Below are 11,640 nucleotides of genomic sequence, written 5' to 3'. Positions count from 1 at the left end.
TCTGCGCTTCGCAATCCGTGAAGGTGGTCGTACAGTAGGTGCTGGTGTTGTAGCTAAAATCATCAAGTAATTGATGACTACACACTAGTCCGGAAAAAGGTCGCGCAAGCGGCCTTTTTTGTTTTTAGTGACCCGTTAAACCTGATGACCTGCCAATAATGTTTCCTTTGCAAGTATCAGCAGGTGCATCTTTTACCGGAAGTGTTATCATCGCCGCCGCTTTTCGAGCTGTGGATGATAATGCCTGATGCAACAATCCCTTCACATAGCTGCGTTACCCTGAGATGTTTCCACAAAAATGGTGTTCGCCATGAAATTTGATTCCATTAAGTCCCGCCTGATGTTGATGACCCTGATCTGCGTGTCAGGAATGAGTTTGCTGGTGGTAAACCAGCATTTATTCACTAAGCGCCTCTTCCATTTACATGAGCAACACAATTTATTGCTGCATCTGGAGCAGGAGTTGTTGCAATTAAGGCGTCACGAAAAAGACTTCCTGCTGCGACATCAGATGGATTATTACCACCGGTTCACGGTGCGCTCTGAGCGGTTTAATAATGATCTTGCCGGGTTGTCGCCGCTGCTGGCCGACTATGCGTTGCCGGTAGAGCAAACCGGCGAACTTGCGCAAAGCATGCATGATTACCAGCGCCTGTTCCGTGAAGTGGTTACCCTGCAAAGTCAGTTGGGGTTAACCCGCCAGTCCGGTTTTCAGGGCAAACTCACTAGCATTGAGGATGACATGTCGCGGGTGCCATTCTTTGCCTATGGTAGTGAGGCTTATCAGCTGAAAGTCGCCCTGCAACTGGCTACCCGTAGTTATCTACTGACCCGTGAGAGCTTTCACCGTCAGGCTGTACGTCAGGCCCTTGAGAAGTTGCAGCATGCGGCGGTGATCAGTAATGACGGGCAGGCACAAACTCTGACGGCAGAGTACACACGGGTATTTAATCAACTGGCTGACGCTGTTACGACAATGGGCGTCACCCATAATGATGGCCTGCAGGGAGCCTTCAGGCGTCAGGCCCATGATGTGGAAGACAAGCTGCGAAGTGTGGAAACCGCATTGCAGCCGTTGATCACCGATCAGCAAAACAAAGTCAGGGTGTACAGTTTGTCGATTGCGGCAGTGACATCCATCGCATTGATTTTACTGCTTGTCAAAAGCTTCGCCACATTTCACCGTGCTTTTGCTAATTTCGTCATGTTCTTTTACCGTTGTAAAAGGCAATATCAGAAAATTGATACCCGGCAGCTCGGGTTTGCGGAATTTAAGTCGCTGGCTGAGCTGGCAAACGAGATGGTGGAATCCCGCAGGGATATCGAGAAAAAGCTGGCGAAAGCCGAAGCCCGGCTTCAGGAACAGAATTCTGTAGCGAAATGAGGCTAAGCGGCAGACAGCCACACCAAAAATGAATGAGAAACAGGTTAACTGCAATATGAAATATACAACGTTGGGCAGCAGCGGGCTGTCAGTCTCTGAAGTGTGCCTGGGTACGATGACCTGGGGCATTCAGAATACCCAGCAGGATACTGACGGGCAAATGGCTCTGGCACTGTCCAGAGGCGTAAACTTCATTGATACAGCTGAAATGTACCCGATACCGCCGAACGAGCCGACATCCGGTGATACGGAGCGTCAACTGGGCGACTGGCTGAGTCGCAACCAGAGCCAGCGTGAAGAGCTCATCATCATGACCAAGATCGCAGGCAGCGGTATCAGCTGGATCCGCAACGGCGATATTATCAACGCTGAGAATATTGGTATTGCCATTGAAGGTTCGCTGAAGCGTTTGCAGACCAGCTACATTGATGTGTACCAGTTGCACTGGCCGAACCGTACCTCTCCGCATTTCGGTAAACACTGGCCAGGCAAAGTGGATCCCACCACCTTCGATAAAGAAAAAGAAACGGAAGGAATGCGCAATATCCTCAGCGGTCTGAAAACCGCCATCGATGCCGGTAAAATCCGTCACTGGGGACTGTCTGACGACACGCCCTGGGGCATTCATACTTTCCTGCGTTTATGTGATGAAATGGGTATACCGAAACCGGTATCCATTCAGAACGAGTTCAGCCTGCTGCACGGAAAGGATCTACCCTACCTGATTGAAATGTGCCACCTGGAAGATATTGCTTATTTGCCATGGTCACCATTAGCAACGGGAATGCTGGCCGGTAAATATCTGGACGATGCGAGACCGAAAGGATCCCGCTGGACGTATGTTCAGCGTCAGGGTCTGTTCCGTGATAAGCAGCCGGCCCACGATGCAACACGGCGTTATGTGGAAATTGCTTCCCGTGCAGGGATTACACCTTCGCAACTGGCGCTGGCCTGGTGTCAGCAGGTACCGGGAGTCACTGCAACTATCATCGGTGCCACTACTGAAGCGCAACTGGCAGAGAACATTGATGCGTTTAATTTAACGCTGGATTCTGCCGTACTGCGCCAAATCGAAGACGTTTACAGAGCGTATCCTGTTCCTTTCTGAGGCATGACTGCCGCGTTCATTTCGCTGTCATAAATCCGCCATACACTTGCTTATCTGAACATAAGTGAGTGTATGCTTTATTATGACGCTATCCCATACCAACATGGAACCGACGGTTGCGGCAGGAACGCCACGTCATTCAATAAAAAACTGGTTTGTACTCCTTGCCCTGGTTTATCTGATGCTGCTGGCAGTATCGATGATTGGCAGTGGCTTTAAATTCGCCACCGCTGACCATGCGCGGGGTTTATTCGAATTTGCCTCAAATCCGGTGATGGGCCTGATCATCGGCATGGTCAGTACCGCCCTCATTCAGTCATCCAGCACGGTGACCTCCATCATAGTTGCCATGGTTGCAGGCGGGTTGCCCGTACCTATTGCTGTGCCGATGATAATGGGAGCGAATATCGGTACCAGTATTACCAACACCATAGTGAGCCTGGGGCATGTAGCCCGCAAAGATGAGTTCAGACGGGCTTTCCATGCCGCGACAATTCATGATTTCTTTAATGTTATGTCGGTGATGATTTTCCTGCCGCTCGAAATGGCGACAGGGATATTAGAAAAAAGCAGTCAGTATCTTGTCTCGCTGCTGCAGATGGACAACAGTGTGGCAATGTCCGGCGTGAATCCGGTAAAGGCGGTCACTGAACCGGTTGTACACTGGGTCACAGAGGGCCTTATGTTCCTGCCGTCTGTGTATCCCGGGGTCGTTAAAATCCTGCTGGGTGTTTTGCTGATTGTGGCATCAATCACACTGATGGGAAAAGTCATGAAAGTGCTTATGGTAGGCAGGGCGAAAGATATTCTGCACACCAGTATCGGCAAAGGGCCGGTATCAGGCATTACTTCAGGGGCTGTAATGACAGTGCTGGTCCAGTCATCGTCTACCACCACGTCACTGATGGTTCCGCTGGTGGGTAGTGGCATTCTGAAAGCCCGTGATATTTATCCGTTTACACTGGGTGCAAATATCGGTACCTGTATTACCGCGCTTATCGCTGCGCTGGCGGTGACTGGCCCGATGGGTGGTGTTGCCATGCAGATTGCGCTGGTGCATCTGTTATTTAATATCTTTTCAGTGCTGCTGATATTTGGTCTGCCCTTTCTGCGTAACATTCCACTCAGTCTGTCATCATCACTGGCCGGTCTGGCAGCAGAGCGTAAAATTTACGGTGCTGCTTATATTGCCGGATTGTTCTTTGTTATGCCGCTGTCTGTGATTTTTATTTCACAGTGATTTACATTCCGCCGCTTCACATCAATCTGAAGCGGCCCTGTCATCCCCGCCGGAAAATGCAGATTACACCGCAAAAAGCTCGCAGAATCCGGGTTCATCAACAATAATTAAGTGACTGATTTTATTAAGTCACAGCAAAAACAATAAATGAGCCGGAAAAGGTTCGTATCCTCCCTGAATCGTAAGACTTTGGTCGCAACATTCATGATTTATAGGGTAATCCGCTGTAATTTGTCTCACAATGAAATTGTTTTGTTAATGTTAATTTTTCGTTAGAAGGTTGAGGGTGACGTACCTGTTCGTCCCTTCGCTTTATCCTCAATAAGAAAAAAGAACACCATTTAAAAACCAAATCTGATTTTAAAAATGAATCGGGAGAAAACACATGTATACACGCATTGCAGCCTCGTGCGCACTTATCCTGGCGGGTAGCCCTGTCTACGCTTATGATTTCAGCTTCAAAGGCATGATCAAAACGGAAGTCGTGACATCCAGTCAGGGGGTCGGCAGTTACGGAAGTACTTACAGTCATGTTGCACCAACACATGCACTGAGAACGGATATTTTCGGCGGTGCCCCTGCAACTGCGCAAGAAACGAATTATCTGGAATCCCAGTCTACTTCTTTCCAGGCTTCTCAGTCCCGTTTCTCCCTCAATATGAAGCACGATAAAATTCGCGGAGTACTTGAGCTGGATTTCATTGATGGTGAAGACGGCTTTACTAACCAAACCGCATTGCAGGCGCAGGAGCCAAGACTTCGTCTGGCAACGCTTTATTACGATTACAGCGATAATCTGACGCTGTTTGCCGGCCAGAAATGGTCTACTGCATCAGGGATCAAATCCAGCGGCAGCTACAACTGGGTTGGTAATGGTTACCGTGCAGGTAATTCCGGCTTCCTCGCCATGGAAGCGGGTGCAACTTATAAAGTTGATAACTTAACCCTGACCGGCGCAATCACCGGTAAGGGCCGTAACCTGAGTAGCAGCGGTGTGAATAATAATGAGCTGGGTGGTATGCCGGGCTTCGCTGTAGATGCTAACTACAAAATATCCGGCCACGTCATCGGTTTTGCGGCACACGTAGCCGAACTGCAGTTTGAAGATGAGCCGGGCTATGTTGAAGGCAGTAACCAGGATGCCAACCTCTTTAAAGTGTACACAACACTTAACTTCGGAGCGGTTAGCCTGAATGGTGAATACTACACCGGTGAAGCACTGAACAACCAGAATGCGTTGGGTGTAGCGCCGGCAGTGACATTAAGTGGCGGTGTGGTTAGCGAAAGCTTCTCAGAGAGTGGCTATATGATGTACGCAAGCTGGACGCCGGCAGCAGGGCATAACGTGAAAGTAGGTTACGGTAGTGCGTCGGTAGACTCCGGTGACCGTGATCGCCTGTCTGCAACCAGCCTGAACGAAAACACGACTGCCTATATTAACTATGGCTATCAGGCTACCGAAGGCTTAACCACTTTTGCTCAGTTAACTCACTTCGATACTGAGTATGGTTCTGACTTTGAAAGCTTCACAACCGTGGTTGCACGTGCCGGTGTGATCTTTAAGTTCTGAGGCAAATTTAGCGGCATCCTGCCACCCCGTCTGCTGTCTGCGTGATATTCACTATCAGTTGCGCAAATAGCCGGTGAGGGTGGCACTGTTTATCTGAATACTTTCAGCTTTTGTTCATCGGGTCTGTTGAGCAATTTATCCGGATTATCTTCTTTTACGCAGTCAGGTTAAAGGTAAGATAATTGTGATTTTTTCGTTATTTTTTCAAAAGAGGATGTATTCCTCTGAATTAAAAAACTGGCTGTTGGTCTATGAGACTAAGGTTGTATCTTTTTGTCTTAAAAGAGCAAAATCGCTAAGACCAAAGTCTCATTTTGCTTTACCTTAGAATGGCTACCCTGTTTAACAGACAATTATTACTGGATTAACATGACATCGGAGGCATTATCCATGACTGCCAGCAAGACGTATCCTGTACCGGACAACATTCTGGAAAACACGCATTTGACGCAAGAGCAGTATGATCAGATGTATAAGCGCTCTGTAGAAGACCCGGAAGGCTTCTGGGCAGAGTACGCTTCAACGTTAGAATGGTACAAGAAACCAACTAAAACCAAGAATACGGTATTTGGCGCAGATAACGTTTCAATCAAGTGGTTCGAAGACGGCGAAATCAACGCCAGCTACAACTGCATCGACCGCCACCTGGCGAAGAATGCAAAGAAAACGGCGTTGTTCTGGGAAGGTGATTCCCCTGAAGACAGCCAGGAAATCACTTATCAGGAACTGCATTACGAAGTATGTAAACTGGCAAACGGCCTGAAAAAGCTGGGTGTCGGTAAAGGCGACCGCGTTGCGGTATACATGCCTATGGTACCGCAGGCTGCTTATGCCATGCTGGCATGTGCCCGTATCGGTGCGGTGCATTCTGTTATCTTCGGCGGATTCTCGCCTAATGCAATCGCGGACCGTATTAACGACAGTAAAGCTAAAGTTGTTATTACTTGTGATGAAGGCCGCCGTGCAGGCCGTTCTGTCCCTCTTAAAGTGAATGTAGATAAAGCGCTGGCTAACGGTGCGTGCCCGTCTATCACTAATGTCATTGTACACAAGCTGACCGGCGGCGATGTTAACTACAACAGCGACGTTGATGTGGTGTGGGACGAGCTTACTGAAGACTGTTCAGCCCAGTGCGAACCGGAAGTCATGAACGCGGAAGACCCGCTGTTTATTCTGTATACATCAGGCTCAACCGGCACGCCAAAAGGTGTGGTGCATACTACCGGTGGTTTCCTGCTGTATTCATCTATGACCTTTAAGTACGCCTTTGATTATCGTGAAGATGACATTTACTGGTGTACAGCGGATGTGGGCTGGATCACAGGTCACAGCTATATGGTTTACGGACCGATGATCAATGGTGCTTCTCAGGTATTCTTTGAAGGTGTGCCTACTTACCCTGACGTACGCCGTATTGCTCAGGTAGTAGAAAAGTACAAGGTGAACAGCCTGTACACAGCACCTACTGCAATCCGCGCCCTGATGGCCCATGGTGAAGCGCCGGTGGAAGGTTGCGATTTGTCTTCTCTGCGTCTGTTAGGGTCTGTGGGTGAGCCAATTAACCCGGAAGCATGGGAATGGTATTACCGCGTGATTGGTCAGAGCCGTTGTCCCATTATGGATACCTGGTGGCAAACAGAAACCGGCGGCATGATGATTACTCCGCTGCCGGGTGCGACGCCACTTAAGCCTGGTTCGGCTTCCCGTCCGTTCTTTGGCATCCAGCCTGCGCTGTTTGATGCAGACGGTAATGATCTGGAAGGTGCCGCTGAAGGGAACCTGGTGATTAAAGACAGCTGGCCAAGCCAGGCCCGTACTGTTTACGGTGACCACGAGCGCTTTATCCAGACTTACTTCAGTGCCTACAAAGGCGTGTATTTTACCGGTGACGGTGCCCGTCGTGATGAAGACGGATACTACTGGATCACAGGTCGCGTGGACGATGTACTGAACGTTTCCGGTCACCGCTTAGGTACTGCTGAAATTGAAAGTGCGCTGGTGGCTCACCCTAAAGTGGCTGAAGCTGCGGTGGTGGGATATCCCCACGATATCAAAGGGCAGGGTATCTATGTGTACGTTACCCCTAACGAAGGTATTGAGCCGGACGAGGCGCTGACGAAAGAACTGCGTGCGTGGGTACGTCAGGAACTGAGCCCGATTGCCACACCGGATATGATTCAGTGGTCCCGCGGACTGCCTAAAACTCGCTCAGGTAAGATTATGCGCCGCATTCTGCGTAAGATTGCCGCTAACGAGCATGAGCAACTTGGTGATACCTCAACGTTGGCGGATCCTTCCGTTGTTGATACACTCATCGAGGAGCGCTTAAACAAATAAGGGAAAAGAATGATAACGCTGCTGATTGCTGATGACCATCCGCTGTACCGGGATGCACTGCGGGGAGCGTTATCGTTAACCCTGCCGGATCTCATTCTACGGGAAGCCGGCGATCTGACTACCACGGTCGATATCCTCGAAAAAGAAGATATCGACCTGCTTCTTCTCGATTTACATATGCCCGGCAGCCATGACATGTTTGGTCTGGTGCACATCCGTAAACTTTATCCCGAGCTTCCTGTAGCCGTTGTCTCCGGTACAGAGGACGCTGCCATTATCTCTAAAATTGTCGGTGTAGGCGCGCTGGGATTTATTCCGAAAACAGCCAGTTCCGGTGATATCGCTAATGCTGTGCAGTCTATTCTTGACGGTGATATCTGGTTACCGGAATCGGTGAGTGAAAAGATTGAAGAGGTCGACGAAGCGTTTTCCGAACTGGCAGATAAAGTGGCGTCGTTAACACCTTCTCAGTACAAAGTGCTGTGTTACATGCGGGATGGTTTGCTGAATAAGCAAATTGGCTATAACCTGGATATCGCAGAGGCAACGGTGAAAGCACATGTCACCGCTATCTTTAAGAAGCTGGGTATTAACAACCGTACACAGGCGGTACTGATTGCCTCCCAGCTTGAGCTCGAGCCGCCGAAATAATTATCCGGCGGGACGTTTTTCCGTCAGAATAAACTCATGTTCCGGGTCTACAATAAAGCGCCCGTTCATGGCTTCTCTGCCAAACAACATAAGATAAGTCATTTCACGCCGGTCGGTGAGTGTTAACTGGATCCGCCAGGCTTCACCGGACATCACCACTTCCGTGTCGATAACATATCTGCGCTCCAGGGTTGCCGTGGAGCTTTTCACCTTCTTGCGGGCGACGACTTTCGCCTCACGGCGCACAATGCTGTCTACATTGTGAATGTCAGGATGAATATCGAAACTCACCCATAAATCGCCGTCACGGTCGAACTCGTCGATATTATCGACATGTAATGACGACGTTGCCGCCCCCGTATCGACCCGGATTGTCAGGTCGTTAATGGTCAGCTCGGGTAAATCACAATATTCCAGTGCACCTATCAAGCGTTTTTGTTGCTCTTGCATCAGTGTTCCTCTAACAAAGGTAGTCAACCTATGGTTGGGATTGTTCGGTTGTTACCAGGTTATCCTGTAGTAATTCGACGTGTTCAGCCACCGTGTCCGGTTGTTTGAAGTAGCCGATGTGATAAATCGCTTCGCCTTCCTGCGCCAGCGGAATATTCTGCTTACCTACAATTACACCATCCATAGGACTGTACATAATTTCCAGTACCTCACCGAAAGGATTGGAAATCGTCGCCAGCTTGTCACCTTTAACAATATGGTCACCTAACTGGGCGATATGATTCACCAGACCACTTTCCGGTGCCCGCACCCAGCCACTTTCTCTGGCAATAAAGCGCTTAATGTCGTGACCTTTACTGCGACTCTTGTTCAGCATGCCCACGTGGCGCATGGTGTTAATAATGCCTCTTACGCCGGCGCGGACAGAAAACTCGTCATAACGCAGTGCCTGGCCAGCCTCGTACAACAGAATTTTTACGCCATCTTCGCTGGCGGCCTGACGCAGACTGCCATCTCTCAAATCTGCGTTCAGTAATACCGGTACACCAAATGCTTTCGCCATTCCCAGCACTTCCGGATCATCCAGATTCGCGCGGATCTGCGGCAGATTACTGCGGTGTATGGCTCCGGTATGCAGGTCGATGCCGATATCACACTTACTCACCACTTCTTTAAAAAAGAGGTTCGCCAGACGGCCTGCCAGAGAGCCTTTTTTGCTGCCTGGAAAGCTGCGGTTTAGATCTCTGCGGTCAGGCAGGTAACGTGACTGGTTCAGTACACCGTACACATTCACCATAGGAACAGCGATAAGTGTTCCGCGAAGCCTTTCAATAGCTTTGGAATGAATAAGACGGCCCACAATTTCAATGCCATTCAGTTCATCACCGTGGATAGCCGCCGACACGAACATAGTCGGGCCGGGTCGTTTACCTCGTTTTACATAGACCGGAATACTCATGTTGGTAGCGGTATAAAGCGGCGGCATTTCAAGCTCAATCTTTTTGCTTTCGCCGGGCAGAATACGCTGACCACCAATTTCCAGTGCTTTTTCTGCCATTAACCTTTACCTCGTGTACGGGTGTTGCCCGGTTTTGCTGATTTGGCAATAAAGTCGATAATCATGCCCGCCACATCTTTTTTGGTGGCTGCTTCAATACCTTCCAGACCCGGTGACGAGTTTACTTCCATCACCACCGGTCCATGGTTAGAGCGGAGAATATCTACACCACAGCAATTCAGACCCATGGTCTTTGCCGCTGCAATAGCCGTTTTTCTTTCTTCCGGTGACAAGCGCACCAGACTGGCTGAGCCGCCCCGGTGCAGGTTAGAGCGGAATTCACCGGGCGCCGCCTGGCGTTTCATGGCCGCAACCACTTTATCACCGACAACGAAACAACGGATATCAGAGCCACCGGCTTCTTTGATGTATTCCTGGATCAGAATGCTGGCATTCAAACCCATAAAGGCCTCAATGATTGACTCTGCGGCTTTCTGGGTTTCCCCCAGTACCACGCCAATACCCTGAGTACCTTCCAGTAGTTTAATCACCACCGGTGCGCCACCCACGTTTTTAATCAGATCTTCAATGTTATCCGGATGATGGGCGAAGCCTGTTCGTGGCAAACCAATGCCTTTACGGGATAACAGCTGCAATGAACGTAATTTGTCCCGCGAACGGCTGATAGCAACCGATTCGTTAATACTGTAAGTCCCCATCATTTCGAACTGACGGACAACAGAGGTGCCGTAGAAACTGACTGATGCACCGATACGGGGGATAACCGCGTCATAGAACGGCAACCGCTTACCTTTGTACCTTACTGAAGGCCTGGCACTGGTAATATCCATGTAGCAGTGCATGGTGTCGATAATATCGACTTCGTGGCCTTTCTCTCTGCCTGCTTCCAGTAGCCGGCGGGTGGAGTAAAGTTTAGGATTGCGGGACAGAATTGCGATACGCATAATTTTTATTACACCTGTAATGGTAGAATAAGGGCTGCTGCATCCGGCGAACAGGTGCGGATGAAAACACAGACAGACCAAAGCTTTAGTTGATAATATAATACGAACCGGACATAAGAGGTGATATAATTTTGCCTCTTTGTCATTTTCATTTTTTGTCGTGTCGATAACTCAGTATAGGGAACCCGGTCAGGGGTTGTCCGGTTTACTTTTTTCCGGTTTTTGTGCCCCCGCAAACGCGACAATTAACATCTGTTCAGGAACTTACCATGCAGTGGTTGGAACAAGTGACGCGCTGGCTGGAAACTTACCAGACCAACGTGATTTGGACAGCGGTCATGCTGTTGCTTTATTTGCTGATGACCCGTTTTGCCATCCCCCGTCTCGAAAAGAATGTAGAAAAGAGTAAACTCAAATCTTCCAGTGCGCTGAAAGGGTTGTTTACTGCCAGAATTTTAAGTGCCACTGTCACCCTGGCGTTAATACTGATTGCCTGGGGAGTGGATATTTCCGGCCTGCTGGTGCTGTCTACGTCAATTCTTACCTTACTGGGTGTTGCCCTGTTCGCGAACTGGTCGCTGATCAGTAACGTTACCGCATACTTTATTCTGCTGACGAATGTGACATACCGGCGGGGGAACTATGTGCGTATTCTCGATGGCGACAACTTCATTGAAGGTTACATAGCCGACATCAATTTGTTCAACACCCGTCTGGTCACGCAGGATCGCGAAACGGTGCTGTATCCGAATAACCTTATTCTTACCCGGCCTGTTCTGGTTAATCCCAAGGGGCGCTGGGGAACATTAGGCAAGGTCACTGCCGCTAACGGTACGAACGTGCAATCAGCAGACAGCCAGACGCCGGTACAGCCTGTTCCGGCCACTTCACCCGTTCAGGGCGAGGGGCAAAGCCCGCCCAAAGCGTAAATTTCTTCT

Annotated in this window: 11 protein-coding genes; 8 read left to right on the top strand and 3 right to left on the bottom strand. The window is 49.5% G+C overall.

The genetic code is table 11. The features are described from left to right. From ACXAGR_RS22655 to ACXAGR_RS22625, 7 genes are all read left to right on the top strand, one after another. The coding region (locus ACXAGR_RS22655; RefSeq protein WP_078536286.1) for an EF-Tu C-terminal domain-related protein at nt 1-70 on the top strand (70 nt) is incomplete at its 5' end. 240 nt (nt 71-310) lie between these two features. Continuing rightward, nucleotides 311-1,384, top strand: coding sequence for a chemotaxis protein (locus ACXAGR_RS22650; protein WP_474852663.1), 1,074 nt, complete (start codon nt 311-313; stop codon nt 1,382-1,384). Nucleotides 1,385-1,439: 55 nt separating this feature from the next. After that, nucleotides 1,440-2,492, top strand: a complete 1,053-nt coding sequence (locus ACXAGR_RS22645; protein WP_119503489.1) for an aldo/keto reductase — start codon at nt 1,440-1,442, stop codon at nt 2,490-2,492. A 103-nt stretch (nt 2,493-2,595) separates the two neighbouring features. Then, entirely contained in the window at nt 2,596-3,732 is a 1,137-nt protein-coding gene (locus ACXAGR_RS22640) for a Na/Pi symporter (protein WP_474846307.1), read from the top strand. A 385-nt stretch (nt 3,733-4,117) separates the two neighbouring features. Beyond that, nucleotides 4,118-5,302 carry a hypothetical protein gene (locus ACXAGR_RS22635; RefSeq protein WP_303574927.1) on the top strand — a complete coding sequence of 395 codons (1,185 nt, stop codon included), beginning with the start codon at nt 4,118-4,120 and terminating at the stop codon, nt 5,300-5,302. A 390-nt stretch (nt 5,303-5,692) separates the two neighbouring features. Next, on the top strand, nt 5,693-7,639 hold the full coding sequence (acs, locus tag ACXAGR_RS22630) for an acetate--CoA ligase (RefSeq protein WP_119502609.1): 1,947 nt from the start codon (nt 5,693-5,695) through the stop codon (nt 7,637-7,639). Nucleotides 7,640-7,648: 9 nt separating this feature from the next. Then, nucleotides 7,649-8,290 (top strand): response regulator transcription factor, encoded by a 642-nt coding sequence (locus tag ACXAGR_RS22625; protein WP_119502608.1) that lies wholly within the window; start codon nt 7,649-7,651, stop codon nt 8,288-8,290. Here the strand turns inward: ACXAGR_RS22625 and ACXAGR_RS22620 are convergent, their stop codons facing one another. Genes ACXAGR_RS22620 through rimK form a run of 3 tightly spaced genes read right to left on the bottom strand, consistent with a single transcriptional unit; the run spans nt 8,291 to nt 10,702 of the window. After that, nucleotides 8,291-8,740 (bottom strand): ATP-dependent zinc protease family protein, encoded by a 450-nt coding sequence (locus ACXAGR_RS22620; RefSeq protein WP_119502607.1) that lies wholly within the window; start codon nt 8,738-8,740, stop codon nt 8,291-8,293. It abuts the gene before it with no gap. A 28-nt stretch (nt 8,741-8,768) separates the two neighbouring features. Next, a complete protein-coding gene (locus ACXAGR_RS22615; protein ID WP_474852660.1) occupies nt 8,769-9,797 on the bottom strand; it encodes a succinylglutamate desuccinylase/aspartoacylase family protein in 1,029 nt (342 codons plus the stop codon). Then, nucleotides 9,797-10,702 (bottom strand): 30S ribosomal protein S6--L-glutamate ligase, encoded by a 906-nt coding sequence (gene rimK / locus ACXAGR_RS22610; RefSeq protein WP_119502605.1) that lies wholly within the window; start codon nt 10,700-10,702, stop codon nt 9,797-9,799. The genes ACXAGR_RS22615 and rimK overlap by 1 nt, the downstream gene beginning before the upstream one ends. A 269-nt stretch (nt 10,703-10,971) precedes the next feature. On the opposite strand from rimK, the gene ACXAGR_RS22605 reads away from it, so the two are divergent. Continuing rightward, nucleotides 10,972-11,631, top strand: a complete 660-nt coding sequence (locus ACXAGR_RS22605) for a mechanosensitive ion channel domain-containing protein (RefSeq protein WP_474846200.1) — start codon at nt 10,972-10,974, stop codon at nt 11,629-11,631. The last annotated feature ends 9 nt before the right edge of the window (nt 11,632-11,640 follow it).

The sequence above is a fragment of the Alteromonas sp. ABH4_457 genome (genome assembly GCF_056160625.1).
This window is presented reverse-complemented; position numbering and strand designations above follow the sequence as displayed.

Excerpts from the sequence above, each read along its gene's own strand:
- ACXAGR_RS22650 (WP_474852663.1), top strand. The coding sequence starts at position 311 with ATGAAATTTGATTCCATTAAGTCCCGCCTGATGTTGATGACCCTGATC.
- ACXAGR_RS22645 (WP_119503489.1), top strand. The coding sequence starts at position 1,440 with ATGAAATATACAACGTTGGGCAGCAGCGGGCTGTCAGTCTCTGAAGTG.
- ACXAGR_RS22640 (WP_474846307.1), top strand. The coding sequence starts at position 2,596 with ATGGAACCGACGGTTGCGGCAGGAACGCCACGTCATTCAATAAAAAAC.
- ACXAGR_RS22635 (WP_303574927.1), top strand. The coding sequence starts at position 4,118 with ATGTATACACGCATTGCAGCCTCGTGCGCACTTATCCTGGCGGGTAGC.
- acs (WP_119502609.1), top strand. The coding sequence starts at position 5,693 with ATGACTGCCAGCAAGACGTATCCTGTACCGGACAACATTCTGGAAAAC.
- ACXAGR_RS22625 (WP_119502608.1), top strand. The coding sequence starts at position 7,649 with ATGATAACGCTGCTGATTGCTGATGACCATCCGCTGTACCGGGATGCA.
- ACXAGR_RS22620 (WP_119502607.1), bottom strand. The coding sequence starts at position 8,740 with ATGCAAGAGCAACAAAAACGCTTGATAGGTGCACTGGAATATTGTGAT.
- ACXAGR_RS22615 (WP_474852660.1), bottom strand. The coding sequence starts at position 9,797 with ATGGCAGAAAAAGCACTGGAAATTGGTGGTCAGCGTATTCTGCCCGGC.
- rimK (WP_119502605.1), bottom strand. The coding sequence starts at position 10,702 with ATGCGTATCGCAATTCTGTCCCGCAATCCTAAACTTTACTCCACCCGC.
- ACXAGR_RS22605 (WP_474846200.1), top strand. The coding sequence starts at position 10,972 with ATGCAGTGGTTGGAACAAGTGACGCGCTGGCTGGAAACTTACCAGACC.